The 22,778-nt window shown below is 60.0% G+C and carries 19 protein-coding genes; 11 read left to right on the plus strand and 8 right to left on the minus strand.

Annotated elements, in window-relative coordinates; all coding sequences use genetic code 11:
* Nucleotides 1-16: 16 nt before the first annotated feature.
* Entirely contained in the window at nucleotides 17-1,069 is a 1,053-nt protein-coding gene (gene miaA / locus H7U32_RS04025) for a tRNA (adenosine(37)-N6)-dimethylallyltransferase MiaA (RefSeq protein ID WP_204468297.1), read from the minus strand.
* Nucleotides 1,056-2,507, minus strand: coding sequence for a tRNA (N6-isopentenyl adenosine(37)-C2)-methylthiotransferase MiaB (gene miaB, locus H7U32_RS04030; protein ID WP_204468299.1), 1,452 nt, complete (start codon nucleotides 2,505-2,507; stop codon nucleotides 1,056-1,058). Before miaB ends, miaA begins: the two co-directional genes overlap by 14 nt.
* A 105-nt stretch (nucleotides 2,508-2,612) precedes the next feature.
* On the opposite strand from miaB, the gene H7U32_RS04035 reads away from it, so the two are divergent.
* On the plus strand, nucleotides 2,613-3,353 hold the full coding sequence (locus tag H7U32_RS04035; protein ID WP_204468301.1) for a GTP pyrophosphokinase: 741 nt from the start codon (nucleotides 2,613-2,615) through the stop codon (nucleotides 3,351-3,353).
* A 23-nt stretch (nucleotides 3,354-3,376) separates the two neighbouring features.
* Here the strand turns inward: H7U32_RS04035 and H7U32_RS04040 are convergent, their stop codons facing one another.
* Nucleotides 3,377-4,261, minus strand: a complete 885-nt coding sequence (locus H7U32_RS04040) for a Bax inhibitor-1/YccA family protein (RefSeq protein WP_204468302.1) — start codon at nucleotides 4,259-4,261, stop codon at nucleotides 3,377-3,379.
* A 98-nt stretch (nucleotides 4,262-4,359) separates the two neighbouring features.
* Between H7U32_RS04040 and H7U32_RS04045 the strand changes: the two genes are divergently transcribed.
* Nucleotides 4,360-5,295: a DMT family transporter gene (locus H7U32_RS04045; protein WP_204468304.1), complete on the plus strand. Its 936-nt coding sequence runs from the start codon at nucleotides 4,360-4,362 to the stop codon at nucleotides 5,293-5,295.
* Between the two features lie 13 nt (nucleotides 5,296-5,308).
* Here the strand turns inward: H7U32_RS04045 and H7U32_RS04050 are convergent, their stop codons facing one another.
* The 3 genes from H7U32_RS04050 to H7U32_RS04060 form a co-directional block, all read right to left on the minus strand.
* On the minus strand, nucleotides 5,309-7,435 hold the full coding sequence (locus H7U32_RS04050; RefSeq protein ID WP_204468306.1) for a GmrSD restriction endonuclease domain-containing protein: 2,127 nt from the start codon (nucleotides 7,433-7,435) through the stop codon (nucleotides 5,309-5,311).
* Between the two features lie 94 nt (nucleotides 7,436-7,529).
* Entirely contained in the window at nucleotides 7,530-8,012 is a 483-nt protein-coding gene (locus H7U32_RS04055) for a GNAT family N-acetyltransferase (RefSeq protein ID WP_204468308.1), read from the minus strand.
* A gap of 119 nt (nucleotides 8,013-8,131) precedes the next feature.
* Nucleotides 8,132-9,364, minus strand: a complete 1,233-nt coding sequence (locus tag H7U32_RS04060; RefSeq protein ID WP_204468310.1) for an ISL3 family transposase — start codon at nucleotides 9,362-9,364, stop codon at nucleotides 8,132-8,134.
* A gap of 133 nt (nucleotides 9,365-9,497) precedes the next feature.
* Between H7U32_RS04060 and H7U32_RS04065 the strand changes: the two genes are divergently transcribed.
* The 9 genes from H7U32_RS04065 to H7U32_RS04105 all read left to right on the plus strand — a co-directional run bounded on the left by H7U32_RS04065 (nucleotide 9,498) and on the right by H7U32_RS04105 (nucleotide 18,833).
* Nucleotides 9,498-11,054 carry an Hsp70 family protein gene (locus tag H7U32_RS04065; RefSeq protein ID WP_204468312.1) on the plus strand — a complete coding sequence of 519 codons (1,557 nt, stop codon included), beginning with the start codon at nucleotides 9,498-9,500 and terminating at the stop codon, nucleotides 11,052-11,054.
* 73 nt (nucleotides 11,055-11,127) lie between these two features.
* Nucleotides 11,128-12,261: a tetratricopeptide repeat protein gene (locus H7U32_RS04070; RefSeq protein ID WP_204468313.1), complete on the plus strand. Its 1,134-nt coding sequence runs from the start codon at nucleotides 11,128-11,130 to the stop codon at nucleotides 12,259-12,261.
* The gene (locus tag H7U32_RS04075; protein WP_204468315.1) at nucleotides 12,258-12,710 is read left to right on the plus strand and encodes a nucleotide exchange factor GrpE; all 453 of its coding nucleotides are present in this window, start codon (nucleotides 12,258-12,260) and stop codon (nucleotides 12,708-12,710) included. Before H7U32_RS04070 ends, H7U32_RS04075 begins: the two co-directional genes overlap by 4 nt.
* A 12-nt stretch (nucleotides 12,711-12,722) precedes the next feature.
* Entirely contained in the window at nucleotides 12,723-15,695 is a 2,973-nt protein-coding gene (locus H7U32_RS04080; protein ID WP_204468317.1) for an FtsK/SpoIIIE domain-containing protein, read from the plus strand.
* Nucleotides 15,682-16,251 carry a hypothetical protein gene (locus H7U32_RS04085; protein WP_204468319.1) on the plus strand — a complete coding sequence of 190 codons (570 nt, stop codon included), beginning with the start codon at nucleotides 15,682-15,684 and terminating at the stop codon, nucleotides 16,249-16,251. Before H7U32_RS04080 ends, H7U32_RS04085 begins: the two co-directional genes overlap by 14 nt.
* 61 nt (nucleotides 16,252-16,312) lie before the next feature.
* On the plus strand, nucleotides 16,313-16,576 hold the full coding sequence (locus tag H7U32_RS04090) for a hypothetical protein (RefSeq protein WP_204468321.1): 264 nt from the start codon (nucleotides 16,313-16,315) through the stop codon (nucleotides 16,574-16,576).
* Between the two features lie 66 nt (nucleotides 16,577-16,642).
* A complete protein-coding gene (locus H7U32_RS04095; RefSeq protein ID WP_204468323.1) occupies nucleotides 16,643-16,846 on the plus strand; it encodes a hypothetical protein in 204 nt (67 codons plus the stop codon).
* Between the two features lie 58 nt (nucleotides 16,847-16,904).
* On the plus strand, nucleotides 16,905-17,516 hold the full coding sequence (locus tag H7U32_RS04100; RefSeq protein WP_204468324.1) for a hypothetical protein: 612 nt from the start codon (nucleotides 16,905-16,907) through the stop codon (nucleotides 17,514-17,516).
* Between the two features lie 3 nt (nucleotides 17,517-17,519).
* The gene (locus H7U32_RS04105) at nucleotides 17,520-18,833 is read left to right on the plus strand and encodes a hypothetical protein (protein ID WP_204468326.1); all 1,314 of its coding nucleotides are present in this window, start codon (nucleotides 17,520-17,522) and stop codon (nucleotides 18,831-18,833) included.
* 70 nt (nucleotides 18,834-18,903) lie between these two features.
* Here the strand turns inward: H7U32_RS04105 and H7U32_RS04110 are convergent, their stop codons facing one another.
* Nucleotides 18,904-21,372, minus strand: a complete 2,469-nt coding sequence (locus H7U32_RS04110; protein ID WP_204468328.1) for a nuclease-related domain-containing protein — start codon at nucleotides 21,370-21,372, stop codon at nucleotides 18,904-18,906.
* 105 nt (nucleotides 21,373-21,477) lie between these two features.
* Nucleotides 21,478-22,710 (minus strand): ISL3 family transposase, encoded by a 1,233-nt coding sequence (locus H7U32_RS04115; RefSeq protein ID WP_204468330.1) that lies wholly within the window; start codon nucleotides 22,708-22,710, stop codon nucleotides 21,478-21,480.
* Nucleotides 22,711-22,778: the final 68 nt, after the last annotated feature.

Consider the following 22,778-nt stretch of genomic DNA (forward strand, 5'->3'; position numbering starts at 1 on the left):
CCCGGCCGGGGCCGGCTCAGGCGGTGAGGTCGCCCAGGTGGTGCTGGACGTAGGCGTCGGCCTGGGCGCCGATGGCGTCGTAGTCGCCGGCGTCGGCGTGGCCGATGACGGCCATCGCGTTGTCCACGAGGCGGGGGTTGAGCGCGGCCAGCCAGTGGATACGTGGGTCGCGGCCGAACCAGCCCATCTGCTTGCGGGCCAGGCGGCTGGTTTTCTGCGCGATGTCGGCCCAGGCGTCGTCCTCCTCGTCCCACATGCCGTCCAGCAGGTCAATCATCTGCTGGTAGCCCAGGGCGCGGCCGGCGGTGAAGCCCAGATGCGGGCGCAGGCGACGCACCTCGTCGAGGAAACCGTCCTCGCGCATGCGCTGCGTGCGCGCCCAGATGCGCCGGTCGAGCTCGGCGCGGTCGAGGTCGAGTCCGATCTGCACGGTGGGGATGACGTAGCGGTACCGCGGCAGGCTGGCCGAGTAGGGCCGGCCGGTCAGTTCGATGACTTCGAGGGCGCGGATGGTGCGCCGGGGGTTGCGCGGGTCCATGCGCGAGGCGGCCTCGGGATCCTTCGCCTTGAGCTCCTCGAACAGGGCGGTGGCGCCTTCGGCGCGTTCGCGCTCCTCCAGGCGCGCGCGCACCGCGGGGTCGGTGCCGGGGAAGGTGATGTCGTCGATGGCGGCGCGCGCGTAGAGTCCCGACCCGCCGACCAGGATCGGCCGGATGCCACGCGACCTGAGGTCGGCGATGGTGGCGCGGGCGAGGCGCTGGAAGCGGGCGACGGTCATCGCCTCGTCGGGGTCGATGATGTCGATGAGATGGTGGGGCACTTCGGCCTGTTCGGCGGGCGTGGGCTTGGCGGTGCCGATGTCCATGCCGCGGTACATCTGGTAGGCGTCCGCGTTGACGATCTCGGCGCGTTCGCCGCGCGCGGCGAGACGCTTGGCGATGGCGATGCCGAGCCCGGTTTTGCCGGAGGCGGTCGGCCCGACGATGGAGACGACGCGCGGGCCGCGCTCCCCCGCCTGCGGCTCGCCGGCGCAGGGCGCGGCCGCGGCCGTATGCTCAGTGGCGCACATGGTAGGTCTGCCCCGCCTTCGGATCGGGGTCGGCGATGAGGTTGTGCCGGCCGGCATGGGTGACGGTGGCGGTGACGAAGTCGCCGACCCGGGGCGCGGGCATGCCCTCGGGCACGCCGATGTGCACGAGCACGCCGGTGCGTTCGCGGCCGGTGACGCGGTGCGTGTCGCCGTCCTTCCTACCGGCCGCGCCGGTGACCATGACCTCGACGTCGCGGCCTTCGAAGGACCTCAGGTTCTCCTCGGTGATCCGCTCCTGCAGGGCGATGAGACGTTCAAGGCGCTCCTGGGCCACCTCGTGCGGCACCTGCTCCATCGTGGCGGCGGGCGTGCCGGGGCGCGGCGAGTAGATGAACGTGAAGGCGGAGGAGAAGCGGGCCCGCTCCACCAGGTCGAGCGTGGCCTGGAAGTCCTCCTCGGTCTCGCCGGGGAAGCCGACGATGATGTCGGTGGAGATCTGCGCGTCGGGCATCGCCTCGCGCACCTTGCCCAGGATATCCATGAAGCGGCTGGTGCGGTAGGAGCGGCGCATGGCCCTCAGGATCCGGTCGGAGCCGGACTGCAGGGGCATGTGCAGCTGATGCATGACGTTCGGGGTCTCGGCCATCGCGGCAATCACGTCGTCGGTGAAGGCAGCCGGGTGGGGCGAGGTGAAGCGCACGCGCTCCAGGCCCTCGACCTCGCCGCAGGCCCGAAGCAGCTTGGAGAAGGCGTAGCGGTCACCGATGCCGTAGCCGAAGGAGTTGACGTTCTGACCGAGCAGCGTGACCTCCTTGGCGCCGCCGGCGACGCAGCCGCGCACCTCGGCGAGGATGTCGCCGGGGCGGCGGTCGCGTTCCTTGCCGCGCGTGGTCGGCACGATGCAGAACGTGCAGGTGTTGTTGCAGCCCACGGAGATGGCCACCCACGAGCTGACGGCGGAGGCACGGTGGGCGGGCAGGTCGCTCGGGAAGCACTGCAGGTCGTCGGCGACCTCGACCTGCGGCTCGCCGGTGGCCCGGTTGCGATCCAGGAGCCGGGGCAGCACGTCGAGGTTCTTCGTGCCGAACACGGCGGACACCCACGGGGCGCGCCTGGCGATCTTCTCACGATCGAGCTGGGCCATGCACCCGCCGACGGCGATCTGCAGGCCCGGGCGTTCGCGCGTCATCTGATGCCACAGGCCCACGGTACCGTACATGCGTTCGGCGGCGTTCTCGCGCACCGCGCAGGTGTTGAGCACGATGAGGTCGAGGTCATGGGCCTCGACCTGCTCGCCGGTGGCGGGCACATAGCCGTCGGCCTCCAGGATGCCGGCGATGCGTTCGGAGTCATGCACGTTCATCTGGCAGCCGAGGGTATGAATGTAGTACACGCCCTTGCCGCGCTCCCCCGGCGCGGGGAGGGTGGCGGCGGTGGCTGAGGCGCGCTCCGCCCCGGTCATCATGTCTTCGTTCATGGCACCCCATGGTAACCGCGGGGCGGGATGCGGCCCCGCCGCCGTCACGCGGCGCACCCCCGTTTCCCATGGTTCGCCCAGCTTGGCCGCGCGATGGTGGGTATCATGGGCTTCGTGATACTAGACCGACACAGCCGGGTGAACGCCTCCGGCATCAAGGCCAGACTCAGCTCCGTGGACTACAACGGGGCGCGCTTCGACCTCGACGAGGTGAGCGAGTTCATCGACCTCATGCAGGTGTACGAGGGGGCGATGTACGAAATCTCCACGAAGCTGGAGATCCTGGACGACGAGTTCCAGGTGCGGTTCAGCCACGACCCGATCCACCACATGGAGCGCCGGCTCAAGTCGGTGGATTCGATCATCGGCAAGCTGCGGAGGCGCGACCTGCCGCTCAACACGCGCGCCATCAGGGACAACCTGTTCGATGTGGCGGGCATCCGCGTGATCTGCAACTACCGGGACGACGTGTACTCGGTGGCCAACTACCTGTCCGCCCAGTCGGACATCCAGGTGCTGCGCGTCAAGGATTACATCAAGAACCCCAAGCAGAACGGCTACCGTTCGTTGCACGTCATCTACGCGGTGCCGGTGTTCCTCTCCTCGGGCGCGCACTACACGCCGGTGGAGGTGCAGTTCCGCACCATCGCGATGGACTACTGGGCGTCGCTGGAGCATGCGCTGCGCTACAAGTCGGATCTGCCGGACGCGAAGCTGGCCGAGCATTCGCAGACGCTGCTCGACTGCGCCCGTTCGCTGCAGAACATCGAGGTGCAGATGCAGAACATCCACCGCGACATCAACGGCGCGCCGCAGGTGGGCGACGCGCCGAAGACCTCGGCCTGAAGCCCGGGGCTCCCCGCCCCGGGTCACTCCCGGTTTCCGAAGAGCTGGAGCAGGTAGAGGAACATGTTCACGAAGTCGAGGTAGAGGTTGAGCGCGCACAGGATGGAGACGCGCTGGATCATCTCGGGGCCCGCCTGCTCGTAGGCGGCGAAGATCCGCCGGGTCTGCTGGGCGTCGTACATCGTCATGCCGGCGAACAGCACCACGCCGGCGCCGGCGATGAGGCGCAGCGTCGTGTCGGAGGGCGCGACGAACATGAGCACAACCTGGGAGACGATGAGCACGACCAGGCCCACCATGAGCACGGGCCCGAACTTGGTCATGTCAAGCTTGGTGGTCAGGGAAAGCATGGTCAGGGCGAGGAAGAACACCGCGCAGATGGCGAGCACGCCCACGATGCTGGTCATCGTGTACGTCATGAAGATGGTGCTCAGCGTGAAGCCCATGAGCGCCGCGTACACATAGAACATGATGCGGGCGGTGGCCGGGCGCATCTTCATCACGCGCACGCCGAGGACGACGGCGAGCGCCACCTGCGCCACGCACAGGCCGATCACGCCCAGGCCGCCGGTGGCGAGGATGAAGCGGTAGAGCAGGCCGGTGGCCTGGGTGAACAGGGCGACGCCGGCGGTGACGAGCAGGCCGATGGTCATCTCGCCATAGGCCTTGGTCACGGAGGTGTGGCGGGCGCGGGCGACCTGCTCGTAGGAGTAGGCGGCGGTCGTGGCGTAGGCGCCCGCCGCGCCGCCCTGGCCGGCGTAGGCGTACGGCTGCCCCTGCGTCGGGGCGGCGTTCCATTGGTACTGCGGCTGGCGGGAACCGTCCTGCCCGGGGTATCCGGTGTTCAGGCCGGGCGCCCCCTGGGGCTCGTACTGGCCGTTGCCGCGAGGTTGCTGACCGAATGTCATGGCGTGTCCTTTCGTCGGAGCCTGCCTTCCATCGTACGGGACAGACTGAAGGAACGCTAGGAATTGCGCCGTCAGCGGCCCCGGCTAGCGTGAGGCACATGAAGGGAAGAGCGCTCACCGGCTCGTTGTGCCTGCTGCTGACCGCCGGGATCTGGGGTTTCGCGTTCGTCTCGCAGGTGACGGGCATGGACGCCGTGTCGCCGTTGTTCTTCAATGCGCTGCGCTTCACGCTGGGCGCGGTCTCGCTGGTGCCGGTCCTCCTCGTGATGCGCCGGGCCGGGCGCGCCCATGGCCGTCCCGGGGCGCCGGCCGCGGGTCGGGCGCGCACGCTCGCCGTGGGCGCGCTGTGCGGGGTGCTGCTGTTCTCTGCGGCCACGCTGCAGCAGGTGGGCATCCTGTGGGGGCGTTCGGCGGGGCGGGCCGGTTTCATCACCGCGCTGTACATCGTGATCGTGCCGCTGCTGGGATTGTTCCTGCACCGGCGCGTCGGGGCGCTAACCGTGGTGAGCGTGGCCGTCGCGCTCACCGGCTTCTATCTGCTGTGCGTCACCGACGGCTTCGGCGCCATCGACCGGGGCGACCTGACCGTGCTGGCCTCGTCGGTGCTGTTCGCCGTGCACATCCTGGTCATCGACACCTTGGGCGCGCGCGTCGACCCGGTGCGGCTGTCGTTCGTGCAGTTCGCGGTCACGGCGGCGCTGAGTTGGGCGGGGACGCTGCTGGAGGGGTCGGTGGACTGGTCCGGCGCGGCCGCGGCCTGGCCCGCGGTGGTGTACGCCGGCGTGGGGTCGGTGGGCGTCGCCTACACGTTGCAGACGGTCGGTCAGCGCTTCGTGCCGCCCACGCGCGCGGCCATGCTGCTGTCGTTGGAGTCGTTCTTCTCGGCGGTGGGCGGCGCGCTGCTGCTGGGCGAGACGATGACGCCGCGCGGCTATGCCGGCTGCGCGCTCATCTTCGCCGGCACGCTGCTCGCCCAGGCGCCGAACCGGATCCCTTGGCCTTTGCGCCGCCGGCACGGCGCGCCCCAGGCCTGAGGTTTCCGGCGCGTCAGCGCAGCCTGAGGCGGTACGCCTTCCAGATGTCGGACAGGCTGCGCCCGTCGCTGGTGCGCTTCCACACGTCGAGGCCGGCGCTGCGGCCGCCCACGGCGCGGGCGGCCGCCGTGGGCGTGCCGTATTCGCTGCCGTCCTCCAGGCGCAGCCTGCCCTCCGGCGTCACGGTCACCGTCCAGCGTTCGCCCTTGCGCGGCCGTTCCCACACCAGTGTCTCCCCGGGGATGAGCAGTCCGGCGGCGATCACCTGCGCGATCGTCACGCGTCCGGAGGTCGGGCGCCGCGCCGTGGTGCGCTGTGACAGATGCTCCTCGCTCAGCGCGGCGAGGTCCACGCGGTCGGCGTCATAGCGGATGTCCCAGAAGTCGGCCAGCAGGCGCACGGTCTCCTCCTGGCGCGCCTCGAGCGTGGCCGGCGTGAGTTCGGCGATGTCCTTGAGCCGGGCGGTCAGCGGGAACCGGCGCGAGCTGGCGGACATGAGCAGCCGGTCGCGCCGCGCGGCGTAGGTGGTGAGCTGGGCGAGCTGGCTCTCGTTGGCCTGGGTGAGCACCAGGTTGCCGATGCGGTCGGTCCACCGGTCGCGCTCCGCCTCGGGCCAGGCGGCGAACGGGCTGCCGGCCTTCACCCGTTCCGGCAGCAGCGGCAGCGCGTTGAGGCTGCGCGGCCGGATGATGCGCGCGCCTTCGCGCTGCTCGTTCGCACGGATGAGCAGCGCCCGTTTCAATGCCGGGTTCGTCTGCAGCTCGCCGCGCAGGTGCATGAGCGCGGCGCGCCGGTCCTCGTCGGTGATCGACAATCCGCCCGCCTGCGCGACCGTCAGGCCCTTGTCGAGCCCGCGGATCTCGCGGGAGGCACGGCGGCGGCGCGGCTGCGTGCCCTGTCGGTTGAGGCTGTCCACGCCGACCGCGCGTTCGAGCGCCCTGAGCAGCTCGAGCAGCCTGGCCACATCATGCAGTTCCAGCGGCTCGCCCGCCGCAGCGGGAGCCGCCGAATCCTGGGCCGGCGCGCCCGCGGCGTGGGAGCCGGAGCGTGCGAAGACCATCGCCTCCGGCGAACCGAGGTTGCGGATCGAATGCACCAGCGCCCACATGGCCACCGGCTTCCATTCGGTGGACTGATAGTCATCCAACGCGACCAGCCAGCCGACCACGTCGTCCGGCAGCGTGGTCTGCGTGGGCGCCGCGATCATCTGCCATGCGCGGGCGTAGGGCGCCAGCACATCATCGACGAACGCCGCCGCCTGCCCCGCGGCCAGGCGGGGTTCCAGCACGTCGCCGAGGAAATCGGCGAGCACCTGCAGGCACATCGGCTTGTACGCCAGGATCAGATGCAGGCTCTCGAAGAACTCCTCGAGGCGCTGCGGGTCGTCGCCGAGCGGATCCATGATGGCGTCCCACCGCGCCGCGTAGAGGTCGCGCGTCTGCTCGGGCAGCGCCGCCACGGTTTTCGCCTTGAACACGTCCGAGGCGGTCAGGGGCACGCCGCGCATGTTCATCACGTCGAAGATGCGGTGCGCGCCGGCCAGGTCGTCGGTGGTGACGATCACCACCATCACGCGCCGCACCAGATAGGCGGCGAAGTCATGCCGGTGCGCCGCGTCCATGGCCGCGAGCAGGTCGTACGCCTCGCGCGCGTTGCGTGCGATGTTGCGCTGCGCGTTGGAGTCGAAGTCCTCCTCGCGAAGGTCGAACAGCGCCTCCAGGCTGCCTTCCTGCACCGAGGAGCGGAAGAACGCGGCGTCCCGGTCGCGCAGGGTGAGCCGCGGCTCGGCGACGATGCCGCGCAGCTTGTCCCCCTGCTCCAGCAGCAGGGCGTTGAGTCCGGCCGCCAGCTCGGGGTCGTCCTCGAGGTCGCGCAGCGCGGCGAAGACGATGGACAGGGAGACGAGACGCTGCTGGCCGTCGATCACCTGATACTGCGAGCCGTGCCCGCGCACCAGGATCAGGCTGCCGAGGAAATACGCGCCGTGCGGATCGGCCGCGCAGGCGTCGTCCACATCCTCCACCAGCTGGCGGATGTTGTCCTGGCGCCAGGTGTAGGCGCGCTGGAACGAGGGGATGACGAAGCGGTAATCCGAGGTGAAAATCTTCTCGAGCGGTTTCTCCGTCGCGGTGATCGCCATGCGCGTCTCCTTCGTCTGTGGGCCTGCGACGATTCTAGCCGGCCCAGGCGCGGGAGGCGCCGACGGGTCCGCCGCCTTCGGCGGGCGGGCGCCGTCAGGCGAGCGTCATCTCGAACTCCCGCGAAGTGGCGTCGTGGCAGCGGCCGCTGTCACGGAAGCCCAGGCGCTGGCAGAACGCGATGGCGCTGGTGTTGGCATGGTGCACGCGGGTGGCGAGCCGTCCGTCGCCGAGCATGCCGGAGCAGGCGTCGAACAGCGCGCGGCCCACGCCCCTGCGGCGGTAGTCCTCGTCCACCACCAGGTCGGTGAGCTCCGCGGAGCCGGGACCGCCGTCATGGGAAGGGCTCAGGCGCAGCTCGCTGTAGCCGATGACGCGCCCGTCCGCGCCGTCGCCGTCGAGCGCCACCATCGTCAGGCGGTCGGGCTGCTCGTACTGGCGGCGGGCCATGTGCACCGCCCGCTCATGGGTGAGTTCGGGGGTGGCCGCGCCATGGTGTGCAATCGTTTGCTTCGTGGCGTGCGCGTGGATGCGTACCTTCTGGTCGAACCACCTCGGTTCGATGGGAACGATAATCATGGTCGTCTCTCCTTTCCAACGGCGTCGTTGGCCTCTGCCGACCTTGGGCGGACCCCCATCCTCGGGACCGCCAACGTATTCAAAAAATGGCCTTTCGCTGTTTGGTGTGGGTGGGTCTGTCAGGTGGTGACGGTGCTGAGGTCGAGTTTGCCGCAGGTCAGGTAGATCATGGTGCTGAAGTAGCCCATGTTCTTGAATCCGCGGGCTCGGGTCTTGACGTTCTGGATGACGCTGTTGAGTCCTTCGAGGATCGCGTTGGTGTAGGGGTGGTCGAAGTAGGCGAGGATGTCCCGCCAGTGGCGGCGTATCTGGCGGGCGAACTCTTTCATGGGTTCGAGTCGGGGGCGCGTCATCCACGAGCACAGACGCTTGAGGGCCGTCTCGGCCTCGGCTCGATCGGCGCTGGTGTCGTAGATGTCCTGGAGGGTCTCGCGCATCTGACAGGCGCGTCCGGTTTTCAATCGTCGCCGTTGCGGGCTGCGCTTGGTTTCCAATTGCAGGCTGGTCAGGTTCGATTCGTTCCTCGACCACAGGTACTTGGTCCGCTTGAGCAGCGCGTTGCCGCGGGCCTCCTGTTTGCGGACCTTGTCGACGGCCTCGTTGGCGTGTTTGATCACGTGGAACTTGTCGATGATTCTCGCCGCGTTGGGCAGCCGCTCGCGGATGCCCTTGGCGAACCCCAGGCTCATGTCGCAGGTAACCAGACGCACCCGGTCGGGATCGCCGTTGTGGTCCATGAAATCCCGCGCGAACCGTTTGATCGTGGTCGAGTCCTTGCCCGGGACCACGCAGATTACGTTGCGCTCCACCAGGTCGGCGACCACGGTGATGTACCGGTGGCCCTTCCGGCTGGTCTCGTCGATGCCTATGGCCTCCACGCCCGTGTAGTCCTCGTAAAGCCTCGCCTCGTCCACGTAATGGCGGATGAACCGCCACAGGCGGGTGTCATGTTCGCCGACCTGCTCGGCGATGTCCGCGACCGGCTGGCTTTTGGCCAGCTCCACGACCATCGCCTCGAACAGGAGCGTGAACCCGCTTCCCGGCCTCGCCCACGGCACCGGGACCGCGTGCACGCCGTGGGCGGGGCACGTCACGCGCGGCACGCCCGCGTGAATGAACGCCTTGTACTGGAAGAAGTTCAGATGCCGCCACACGCGCTCCCTCGCGTCATGCACCGGACACGCGGCCTCGCCGCACCCCGGTTCCGGGCAGGGGAACCGCGAACCCGCCGCGAACCCGATCGCGATATGCAGTTCCCGTCTGCCGTCCTCCTCGTCACGGAACTCCACGCCCGACACCCTCCACGGGTCAGGCAGTTGCAGGGCGGCGGTGAACAACGACGTGGTATCCATACCCCCAAACTACCCGACCAGCACCACCACCCCCCGACCCACTCACCCACACCAAACAGCGAAAGGCCTTTTTGTATGTAATAAGTTTGCGTGTAATATTTCGACTGTCAGTGAACAAATGAAAGGGGTTCCCGTGGGACGTGCAGTCGGCATTGACCTCGGTACTACCTACTCCGTGGTTGCAGTACTAGATGCCGCGGGGGGGGGTGTCGTATTACAGAATTCTGAGGGAGAGAACACGACTCCTTCAGTAGTATTCTTCTCGACTTCGGATGGCAAGGACGAGCCCGTAGTCGGAACTATGGCAAAGCATATGGCTGCTACGTCTCCAGACGATGTGGTTCAGTTCGTCAAGAGGCACATGGGTGACCCGAACTGGCGATTTGATTCCTCATCAGGTCAGTCATACACGGCGGAGGAAGTCTCCGCAATCATTCTTAAGCGACTGAAGCAGGATGCCGAGCTTGCATTGGGCGAGCCGGTTACTGATGCCGTTATCACTGTTCCTGCCTATTTCGATGATGCGCGGCGTACTGCGACGAAGCAGGCAGGTAAGATGGCCGGCTTCAATGTCATGCGTGTGCTGAACGAGCCCACGGCAGCCGCTATCTCCTATGGATTGGACGACGAGAAAAACGGTACCATTCTTGTCTATGATCTGGGCGGCGGCACATTTGATGTGACGGCGCTGCGTGTCAAGGATCTGAACTTCGAGGTGCTTGGCACCGATGGTGATCGTAATCTGGGCGGCTTTGATTTCGACAATGCGTTGATGAAGCTGATCGCCGATGACGTTGCTAAGCAGGGTGGCGAAGGCCTGCTCAATGATTATGAGGCGACCGCCGATCTGCGAGAAAAAGCTGAGATGGCTAAGCGCTCGCTGAGCAATGTTGCTAAAACCAATGTGTTCATTACCTTCCAAGGCAAGAACTACAAAGTCTCTGTCAGTCGAAAAGACTTCGAAAAGGCCACCGGATCGTTGCTGAATCGCACACGCGAATTGGTTGAGGATGTTCTTGACGAGACCAATCTGACGTGGGATGGTATCGACTATGTGCTGCTGATCGGTGGCTCCACCCGTATGCCTATGGTGCGGGAAATGGTTGAGAAAATATCAGGCAAAACCCCGGAGACCAATGTCAACCCGGATGAGGCAGTTGCCTTGGGCGCATCCATCCAGGCGGCTCTTGAAGTTGCGAATGGCTCCGGTTCCGTAGATGTTGACGACAGTAACACCCCCGTGGTGCCGGCTGCAGGCAAGGACATCGTTATTCAGGATGTCACGTCTCAGGCCTTGGGTACGTTGACCTACAATCCTGAGACTGATACCGAACGTAACACGGTGGTTATTCCGCGTAATGCTAAAATTCCGGGATCGTATTCAGAGGAATTCTCGACGGTATCGGACAACCAGACTGAGATCCGTGTTCAGGTCACTCAGGGTGATGATCCTGATCCGCAGTTCGTGGTCATTTTGGGCGAAAGCACGTTGCGTATTCCCCCGTATCCCAAGCATTCGCCGATTCGTGTCACCTACCATTACGACATTGATCAGACGGTGCAGATTGAGGTGACCGATCTGGTGAGCAATCAGTCGCTCGGTACATTCGAAATCGATCGAGCCGCCAACCTGAACGAGGAGCAGGTTGCCGCCGCCACCGACAAGATTGGCAATATGACGGTCGAATAGCGCGGTTATTCATCCGAACAGTCAATAGACTGTCCATTCATTATTAGAGTAATAGAACAAGAGGGGGGCCATTGTGGCTTTCGTGAATTATTATGAGCTGCTGAATATCCAGCAGACCGCCGATGAAGAAACTATCCGACAGGCGATCCGCACCACTCGAAAGCGTTTCCGCCAGCTGGAGGGCTCTCCGGATCTTGACCAGCGCAGCATGGCTGAAAAGAAGATCGCCCAAATCGCTGAAGCGGAGAAGACCCTGCTTGATGCCGCAGCACGTCAGCAGTATGACGCGGGATTCTCTCAGCAGGCCGCTGCTGCTCAGCAGGCCGCTGCTGCTCAGCAGGCCACTACCGGTGATTTGCTGGATGACGCACGCCAGTATTACCGCAATGGTGATATTCGTAATGCTATGTATGCAGCCAAGGAAGCCACTCAGGTTCACCGTGAAGATCCGGATGCATGGTACTTGCGGGCCAACATCGATGTCGAAGCAGGCGATTATGGCGATGCTAATTTCTCGGTGAATCAGGCGCTGAAGTTCGCTCCCGACGCACCGAAGCTGTATGGTCTGCTGGGTGAGATCGCCGATGCTGAGAAACGCTACGGGGATGCAGAACAGTCCTTCCGCAAGGCCGCTGACCTTGATCCGCAGAATGGCTACTATGTGGGCCGAATCGCTTGGGCATTGATGGACCAGCGGAAGAATGATGATTCCCTCAACCTCATTCGTCAGGCCAGCAAGTCCTTCCCGGGCGATGAGTATGTGAAGCGAACCCACATCAATCTGCTGCTCACGGATATTTCATGGAATCAGAGCAATAACGCTGATGCCACGGTGTTCTTCTACTCGAATCCGAAGCAGGTGCAGCTCGGTAAGGACCGTCTGCTTGAGATTGACTCTCTCGGTGCTATCAATGATCCTGAGCTGAAGGCCAATGTGGAGAAGGAACGTGCATCCGTGATGGCTGCTGCCGCTCGCAAGTTCCGTTGGCCCGGTGTGGGTTATCTGGCCGGTCGTGTGGTGCTGTGGTTTGTGATCTTCTTCATTATTGGCCTGGTCTTCAGCGGGAGCGAGGGTGTCGCAATGCTTGGCATCCTTGTCGAAACTGGTGTTATCGGCTACTTCGCTTACATCAAGATGTTCCCCTATGGCTGGATGGTTAATAAGGAACTCGGCGGTGAAGCTTCCACGAAGACTGGTCTGCAATGAGCGACGACCAGCTTAAAGAGCTGACGCAGGAAGTGGCAGGTCTGCGTGACCTGTTCCTGCGTCGCCTCGCAGATGACAAAACCACTAAACAACTCGTCCAGTCCGTGAATGCTAGTCTGACCAGACGCGATGCCATTGATCAATATAAGGTATTTGCGCCGATGATCAAGGAGCTGCTGCTCGCGGTGGACCGTTTGAAGTCCAATGACCCCAGCGCGGATCTCAACCAGTCCGTGGCTGATGAGCTGGTTACTGTGCTCTCCCGCTACGGCGTGGAGCAGATCGACACAGACGGAATCGTGGATCCCAAGGTCCATGAGATCGTCGGATTGGACCCTTTGACGGATGGTGTACAGCCCGACACCATCGTCAAGGTGGTACGCACAGGATATTTGCTGTCCGGCAGCGTGCTACGACCGGCTCAAGTGATTGTGGCAAGAAATAAGTAAAGAGGTTTCGACATGGCGGCGGTAACGTTGGCTACTCTGCGTGATCGAATTGCACGGCAGTGCGAGGAGCTCAAGCAGGTCCATGCCCAGTATCTGGGCGCTATCGATACTCGTGATGCACAGATGACGTTCACTCAGGAAGCGCGTATTCGCAAAGCGAAAGCGGATGCGAAGAAGCAGCTCATGGTGGCAAAGATACGTGCTTCTGATGCGATAACCGCCGCCGTCGCCGATGCCTCGTCTAGGGCCAAGACCCTAATTAGTCCTAAACTAGACAATTCCGCATTGCGTGTGGCCGAATATGTGCAATTGGGGCGATTCCTTATTGATGGTCGTAAAGCCGACATCAATGACGACATTAATATGCCGCTCATCGCCCCATTGCTCGGCCATGGCAATATCGTAGTCATCGGCAACAATGCCTCTGCGGACGGTTTTGTGCGTGCGATTATCGCCAAAGCGTTGCAGAACACCGAGCCAAATCAGCTGCAGCTCATCGCATACGATCCTCTGTTGCAGAATCCGCTGGCACCTTTTTCCGCTCTTGCGGAAGAAGATCAGAACATGGTCCGTACCGTGCAGGCATCAAACGGTCTGGGCAATAGTTTCGATGGAATTTTGGATGAATGCCGGGAGACGGTACAGCGCGTCGGCAATATCATGATGGGTGTGGAAAGCACGCTGGTGAACTACCGAAAAAAGGTAGGCATGCCCGTTGAGCAGTACACGCTGGTGACGTTATGCGACATTGCCAATAAGGATATACGAGAAGAAGATTACCGGCGAATCATGACGCTGGTATCTGAGGCGCCGCGATACGGCATTAGTTTTATTATTCGTGTACTTGATCCAAGGAATCTGCCTGAATGGTGCTCTTTGGATGAGATCAAGTCAATAGGTACCAGTTTTGACCTCACCAAACATACACCGACGTGGAACGTCAGTGATACGTTCCCCATTGAACTAGAAAAGATGTCGGCTGCCGACGCTTTGAAGGCCGTGGCTGAGATCGCTGAAAAAGCACATAGCCTTAAACTGCCGATTGTGGACTTCAATGAGGTGCAGCCTCGGCATGATTGGGGCATGTCTACGGCGAAGGGCATTACCTTCGTGCTGGGTCGTGAGGGCATCGCCAATGCTGAAATCACCATAGGTGATGAACGATCACAGAAACACAACATTCTCGTCACCGGTGCCGTAGGACAGGGTAAATCGAACCTGCTCAAGGTCATGATTTATAGCATGTGTTCTCGGTATTCACCGGATGAACTGGAACTGTATCTACTTGATTTCAAGGACGGCGTTACGCTGGCACCAATGGCGCCAAGTGTGAACTCTCCCGCGTTCCTGCCGCATGCGAGAATTCTGGGTTTGCAGGCCGACCAGAACTTCGGTTTCGCGGTATTGGACTACATGCGCAAGGAGATTGAACGTCGTTCGCGATTGTTCAAACAGTATGATGTGGACAACATCGCGAAGTACCGCGCAAAATGCCCGAATGAGAAGTTGCCGCGCATCGTGGTCATCATTGACGAATTCCAGATGCTGCTTAACGGTGGCAACGACATCCTTGACCAAGACGCGGCGAAGAAACTGGAAGAAGATGTACGACTCGGACGAGCCTATGGCATTCATGTCATTCTCGCTTCACAAACGATTTCCGGCATTCAGGCTCTTGCCACGTCGGCACAGGGGCTGTTCGCTCAGTTCCCGATTCGCATCGGTCTGAAGAACTCTCCTGCTGAAGCCCAGGCCACGTTTGGCCAGAATAATCTGGCAGCATCGCGCCTGCACTACCGTGGTCAGGCCATCGTCAACTTGGATTATGGCGCACCGGATTCCAACCGAACGATCATGGTCGCCATGGCCAAGGACGATCAGCTGGCGAATCTGCAGCAGCAATGGTATGAGCGTATCAAAAGCACCGTCAATGAGCCGATGGTGTTCGACGGGACCAGGCCGGCAAATCTTGTACGTGATTTGGCTGAGCTTAAGCGTAAACGGATACTTGAGGGCCCCGTTACACGTGCATATCTTGGGCGGCCGGTTGCGGTCGACCCACGGCCGGTTTCGTTCAAAATCGATGACGGCATGGGACGCAATATCGCAATCATCGGTGGCGGCGTATCGCCCAACGCTTTGGATGAGGATCAGGACAACAATCTTGGTATTGGTTTGGTTGAATCGATGGGCTTGTCGCTGGCCGCTTCGACTCCTGCCGGCAAGGCACGATTCGTGGTCATCGACTGTCTGATTGACCGGGATCGCGAAGCCAACCATGTTGATGCATGGCTGCAGACCATGAAGGCACTCGGCCATGATGTGGAACTGGTCAAGCGGCGCGCCGCTATTGATTGGATCGATAAATCCGATCAGTTGCTTAGCCTGCATCAGGAAACCGATCCTCCGGTGTATGTGCTGGTGTTTGCGCTTGAACGATGCGGGAATTTGGATCAGGCTCCTGTGGTACCGGCTGCGGCTGCTCCATCGATGAGTAGTGGATCAACTGACAGCAATGCCTGGAATTCCACGACCAATTCTGCAGATGAGGATTGGGGCACCAAAGACGATTCGAATGATGCGTGGGGTTCCTTGGACCTTTCGGTTACTTCGTGGAATTCGCCGTCGTCTGATTCCCCTGCAACGCCAAAGGAGAAATTGTTCCGGTTGTTCTCCGCTGGATCGATGGAGAACATCCACATGTTCATCTGGTGGTCGAGCTTCAGCGGCTATACCTCGTTGATGCAGCCGGGCTTGGCTCCGCAAGGTGTTTTCGATGGTAAAGTACTGCTTTTTGGCACTAGCGAATTGGCCAAGGACACTTCCTTTGATGGTCCTATGACTTCTTGGAACGGCGAAGATAACCGAGCCGAATTCAAGGATGTCGAAAGCATGACTGCATCGGTCAAGATTATTCCCTATCAGCCGCTTAACCCACAACAGTTGCAGGAGCTGGTGAAGGAGATGCGCCATGGCAACGAATAAGATCGCCTCATACCAGCGGTTGGTTGAGGACATCAACGTCAAGCTCAACAGTGCGGCGCGTGTCAACACCGATGCCGAACGGCAAATGGACGCGACATTGAAAAAAATCGATGCCGATGCACAATCACAACGTAAACAGGCGGTGGCGCAGCGTCAGGAAGCGCAATCCGAATATCGCAAGATAGCGGACATGCTGGCATCTGATGCGTATCAGTCGGTCAACGTGCGTATTCCTCCAATGGTCCGGCCCATAAAAACGAGTACGGATATTTCGGTGTTGGCAGCTAAGCAGCGCAATATTTCTGGGCAAATCGTCTCGCTATTGTCGGCATTTGTTCGCCAGCAAAAAGCCGAGGCAGAAGCAGCTGCAGCGCAGGCCGTTGCCGCAGCTCGAGCGAGAGCGGCAGCAGCCGAGGCATTGGCGCGCCGTCGTGCAACGATGAACAAACCGGTGCCTACGCCCAAGAAAAAACCGAATATCGCATTGATTGTGGGTATTGCCATTGGTGTGGCTGTAGTAATCGGCATTGCGGTTGCGGCCGTATTGCAGATATAAAGCTAGCCAGAGAATAACGATTGTCCTTTATCACCAACAACTATTAAAAAAGGAGCACGATATGGCATCTCAGCTTGATCAGGTAAAGCAGAGCGTAAGGGTATTGGCTAACAATTCCGATAAGATCGGAAATCAGCTTGCGCCGTTTACTCAGAAGTTTGCGCAGGAGTCTCAGAAGGTGATTGCGGCCATCGGCGATACCGCGCAGGGCACCGATAAGCAGATCGCGAATATCCTGCAAGCCGCATCCCAATCGCTGCAGCAGACGGTTGCTGCATTGAAGCAGGTGAAGCAGGCCGGCGATCAGTGGGTTGGAAGGGCCTGATATTGGCATTTTTGTTGGTTGGCATCCTATACGGAATGCCAACCAACAAAGGATGGAGTGATTGTTATGAGCAGCGGTTCGAATGAGGCGCTCAGAATAGCCGCGGAGCTGATTGCACTGCAAAAGGATATCGTGGGGTTGCAAAATCGCGTATCTGATGTCATTGGCAATACTGCGACATTGAAGGATATACAGATAGTGCAAAGGCTTAGAGCGGCATCTGACGAACTCGGATTGACAGCTTGCTTGCTGCAGCAAATCAGGATATAGACATCTTTCATGTTTGTATGATTTGTAGGGGGAGCGAACATGATGGAGGCGATTCTATATGGGTGAATATGCAGAGACACTAGATCTCAATAAATTGGAGGAACCGGCATACGTCTGGATTGGCAAGGAGTTGCCTGCATTTTTACGGGATGATGACGACGACGCTATCCCGATGATAGTTGCATTGGACCGTTTTAGAGATTTTCCGCCATCTTTTTCAGATGTTATTCGGTACATGGCTACCCCTCGCGAGGAATCGGAGCTTAAGAACTGGCTACGCAATCAGCAGGCTCCTGATGATTTCATTCCATGGTTGGTGCAGGAAAAAGCGATTCTTAGAATTATGCCCAAAGAACGGCTATCTGACTCATTTGCCGGAATACATCTTGAGCCATATGGCAGGCGCTTGCCTGAACAAGGACAAGAGATGATTCCTCAGCCTACATTGAGCAATGTCATGATGTCCTCAAATCCGGAACAGGCCGATAAAGAACTTTCGCAAATTATGACTAATGTTCTTTTTTCCAGCCCGTGGCAGGATCTGCCTACGGTAATTCGTCAGGTGGCTTCGTCGTTGCATATTGATGAGTCGAAAGTATCGGATACGACTATGGCTTCACTGCCGGAGCTTCTCGCTAATGATTATGCCTTTTTGCTGTTGATGGAGTAGCGGATGAGCAACCTTGCCAATGCACATGCGAATTATGTTGAAAACCAACAACGACAGCATAATCATCATCAGTTCTTTCGCTGTGTTGATGCCTTTAATGAAAAGGCGTCCGAATTCTTATCGAAAGTGGATGAGAAACTCGAGAATGCGGATAATTTCTTAGGAGGCAAAGCGGTAGAGCGTTTTGGTGCGCTAACCGTACTCGCTTCTCTGCTGGATAAAGGGTGGGATCTTGCTGTTATTCCTACGGGAGACGATGATAATAATCTTCAATCCCTGGGAGATATGTTTGGCGATTTAAAGCCGGACCAAATCAAATCCTTTTTTGATGGACTTCCAGATATTCCAATGCTTAAACCGCTGAAAAGTGATTTATTTAAAGGCTTTATTGTACAGTGTGCTGCAGGACGTCACAAACCAAGCGAATTATTCTCGCTGAAGAGTTGCAAGGATTTCGTCTCGGAATCTCTTATCAGCAAAGATGGTGTCTTGCATAGTCTAATTTTGGACGGAGCTATGGCTGTTAACCCATTATTGGGCACTGGAGTCATGATCGCTACTTTTGCATATAACGCTGGAAGTGCGTTATTGAGTCTACGGAAGACATATGTGGAACGGAAAGCAGCGAAGGGGCAGCAAAAGCGATTAGCGAAAAACATTGCCAGAATGAATGCCGCAACCGGCCATGGTTATGATTCCCATTTGGATGGTGAGGCCGCGGCTAGAGAGTTTATGGACAAACTTAATGGCAAAAAGTTATCTGCAGAAGAGATCGCCGGTATCCGCGCGTATCTTGAGGAAAAAGAGGCTAATCGCGTTGGACAGTATATTTCCGGTGATTTGGACGGAAAATCAGCCAAAGAACTGAATGGTTATCGGCTGGCTATGGGCGTGGCTGCAGGTGCTGCAGGTGCCGCCGCCCTGCAATTCCTTATGAATCATGGTGGAATACAGGCCGCTGGCGAATCGCTGCTAGAAGTTGCGGGAGACGTCTCAGGCGTGGGAGGGGGAGGCTCTTCCGCTGTTCCCGGTGTCGTCGAGGTTAGCGGTTCAGCCTCCGTGAGAAGCATTAAAAGCGCTCTGCTGGCAATCGCCAAAGAGGTGCAGAACTACCAAGGTCGACTCAACACGTATGAAGGAGAAATCACCAAGTTGGGCAATGCGTTGCATTCCTATACTCGAGGTACTAATGACTCCGACATATCGGCGGCTTTATCCCAACTGCAGACGGCACGCACTAATCTGAGAACAGTGAGTCAGAAGTATTTGCCTCAAGTCATTCAACTGACTAAGGAATACGCCACCATCCAACTGTGAGCCGTGCGGTGACGGCATGATGGGGGCTCTCACCAGAACGACTGATGAAAGCCCCCATTTCATATATCTACTACGCTCCCGCATTGAGCAACTGCTCGAGTACCGGCTTGGCTGCGGAGTAGAAACGGACATCTGGATATGTTGTATCCGGCAAGGAAATTACCGCGTGACTGCGTTCCAAAGTAGCGGTCGGATTATCCCGAGTGGAGAAACGATCACCTAGAACCGCTGTTGCAGCTAAGGAATCAACCGCGCCGAAACAGATACGCATCTGACAAGCATCCATCAGGGCTTTCGGCAAACCGTACTGACTGGGCTGCTGCCCAGACAGTACGACGATGATACCGGCCTGTCGGCCGGACTCGATGATCTCTTGCAAAAGAAGTTTGATTGATTTGATTGCGTCAAGATCCTCCTCGGAAACATAGCCGTCGTTGGGATCCGGATTGAACAGGCTGCCGCATTCATGAACGAACAACATTACTGGTTTGAGACGCTTGCTGGTGGGCATTGACCAATAGTCGCCATTGGGCTGCAACCGCCTGATGAGGAACAGCCGAGAATCGACCAGCTTTCTCACCGCTTGCACCTCGCGCAATATCGCGCCGAAGCCTTGAGAACGAGCAGTGAATTCTTTGAATGCGGGTTTGTATGCGTCAAGATAAGCTGTGTTCTTGCAATCGATGAATCGCACGAATGCATCAGCTCGCTTCGCCATCAGAACGGTTGCGAACAACATATGTGTTATCTCGCCATTACCGGCCATGCCGGCTGCCGTCACTCCGGAGACGCCTTGGAAAGCTAGCCGTACCGGTTTCCCCTCCGGGTCAAGTCCGCAGTCATAGCTCAATTCGGAGGCGTTCACCTGCGGCACTTGCGTGAGCGTGTACTGGGAGTTTGAGGCTTTCGGACCATTCTTCGTTGGCTGCGCGGTATGACGAGATGTCGGGGTGGTGTGCGCCGTACGAGATGAAGTGGAGGCCGGCGTGGGCTGAGATGGTGTGCCATCAGGCCGGGCAAAGGGATCCCATTGAGAGGCTGCCGGGCGTGAGGCTGATTTCGGGGTCTGCGCGGTATGCGAAGCACTGGAATTGGCGGCACGAGACGCTTTTGATGGAGGTACCCAATCGTCATCATCATCCGTATCGTCATTTCCCCAGCCCTTGGGCAACGATGATGGTGCTGTGCTGGATCTGCTCGCAGAAGATCGTTTGGGAGTTGGGCCGGATGATTCAGCTGCATGTGGCTGATGGGATGTTGAGGAATCCGAGCATGACGTGCGTGGGCTTTCCGTATCCGTAGAAGATTTCGCACGCGAAGGAGAGGAGCTCCGCGGTGGGCGGGATGTACTGCTTCCGGCAGCACGTTTGTTTGATGACGTCTTTCGGGAGCGGGAGCCTCGCTGATCATCTGACGAATCGCCGCCAGTATGCTGTCCTTTATCGCTTTTGCTCCGTTCGCTGCGAGAGCTTCCGGCCTTTTTGCCGCTGTTCAGCTCATCGACGTCCCTATCCGCATCAAAGGTCGGCTTCGGCCATGCGGATTCGTTCACCGGAGCCTGAGCGTCGATAGCTGGGCAGGTATAAAGCTTGGTCATTGAGGCAAGGAACCCTTCCAGCGAGGTTCTGGGCACAAAACCTCGATTGGCAGGAAGCATTCGATTGACGATAGCTAAAAATGACGAATAGGAATATGCGGGAATGCCGCCGGGCCAAGTGATGTCGCTGTCTAGTGTGGCTTCTCCCGATTCGCCGGGAACCAGAACGACGAACGCGTCGATTTGCAGATCAGAGTAGCGCGGAAGCAGGTATTTGTTGAGGTTTTCGCGTGCCCAGTTCATGTTCACGGAGAAAATATACGGATCGTGAGCCACTACGCGAGCCGCGGGATAGACGCAGAACATCGCCTTGTCTGGAATCAACGTGTGATATGCGAGACCGGCACGATAATTCTTTACGTCGATAAGCAACAGGTGGTTGTCGATGAGCAGCACGCAGTCGATGTCCGCGCCACCATCATCGCGTTGCCCTTCCTGCGTAGGGCGGGACAATGACCAGAAAGAAACACAACGATCGAGAATGCCGTCACGACTAAGTAGTTTGGCGAATATCTGCTCGCCTGCAGCGCCAGAGGCGACTTGTTGATGACCGAAGCCGCTCTCGCCAAGACCGGAACCGGGCTTGCCGTAGATACGGCGCCCGTGGATGGGAAGGGACTTTATTGAGTAGAACTTCTTTCTTTGTTCCGACGTGATTCGTGGCACTAGAGAGTCGTCTATTTGCGGAGACCGGGAATTGCCTTGGATGGTTTGCAGCTCGTAACGGCTGATAGCGGCGGGCCATGCCGCACGAATCTCTTCTTCCGTGGCGCGTTTGATGTATTTTGCTCCCGCCCCGGCCGATGTCGGGGTATATGGGAGAGAGGTGGTGAAAGGCGTGTCCTCGAACGGCGAAGAGCCATAGGGAGAGAATGGCCGCTGCGCGTGTGAGAACGGCGGTTGGCTCTTGGTATCGCCGGATAGAAAATCAAACAGGCCCATACTCGCTCCTTCTCAGGGACACAATATTTTCAGAATACATCGAGATGGTGCAGGGTGGGGAATGAAATTCAATTGGCCTTTCGCTGTTTGGTGTGGGTGTGTCTGTCAGGTGGTGACGGTGCTGAGGTCGAGTTTGCCGCAGGTCAGGTAGATCATGGTGCTGAAGTAGCCCATGTTCTTGAATCCGCGGGCTCGGGTCTTGACGTTCTGGATGACGCTGTTGAGTCCTTCGAGGATCGCGTTGGTGTAGGGGTGGTCGAAGTAGGCGAGGATGTCCCGCCAGTGGCGGCGTATCTGGCGGGCGAACTCTTTCATGGGTTCGAGTCGGGAGCGCGTCATCCACGAGCACAGACGCTTGAGGGCCGTCTCGGCCTCGGCTCGATCGGCGCTGGTGTCGTAGATGTCCTGGAGGGTCTCGCGCATCTGACAGGCGCGTCCGGTTTTCAATCGTCGCCGTTGCGGGCTGCGCTTGGTTTCCAATTGCAGGCCGGTCAGGTTCGATTCGTTCCTCGACCACAGGTACTTGGTCCGCTTGAGCAGCGCGTTGCCGCGGGCCTCCTGTTTGCGGACCTTGTCGACGGCCTCGTTGGCGTGTCTGATCACGTGGAACTTGTCGATGATTCTCGCCGCGTTGGGCAGCCGCTCGCGGATGCCCTTGGCGAACCCCAGGCTCATGTCGCAGGTAACCAGACGCACCCGGTCGGGATCGCCGTTGTGGTCCATGAAATCCCGCGCGAACCGTTTGATCGTGGTCGAGTCCTTGCCCGGGACCACGCAGATTACGTTGCGCTCCACCAGGTCGGCGACCACGGTGATGTACCGGTGGCCCTTCCGGCTGGTCTCGTCGATGCCTATGGCCTCCACGCCCGTGTAGTCCTCGTAAAGCCTCGCCTCGTCCACGTAATGGCGGATGAACCGCCACAGGCGGGTGTCATGTTCGCCGACCTGCTCGGCGATGTCCGCGACCGGCTGGCTTTTGGCCAGCTCCACGACCATCGCCTCGAACAGGAGCGTGAACCCGCTTCCCGGCCTCGCCCACGGCACCGGGACCGCGTGCACGCCGTGGGCGGGGCACGTCACGCGCGGCACGCCCGCGTGAATGAACGCCTTGTACTGGAAGAAGTTCAGATGCCGCCACACGCGCTCCCTCGCGTCATGCACCGGACACGCGGCCTCGCCGCACCCCGGTTCCGGGCAGGGGAACCGCGAACCCGCCGCGAACCCGATCGCGATATGCAGTTCCCGTCTGCCGTCCTCCTCGTCACGGAACTCCACGCCCGACACCCTCCACGGGTCAGGCAGTTGCAGGGCGGCGGTGAACAACGACGTGGTATCCATACCCCCAAACTACCCGACCAGCACCACCACCCCCCGACCCACTCACCCACACCAAACAGCGAAAGGCC

Origin of the sequence: Bifidobacterium pullorum subsp. saeculare (genome assembly GCF_016899725.1) — a bacterium.
Taxonomy (GTDB): Bacteria; Actinomycetota; Actinomycetes; order Actinomycetales; family Bifidobacteriaceae; genus Bifidobacterium; species Bifidobacterium pullorum_C.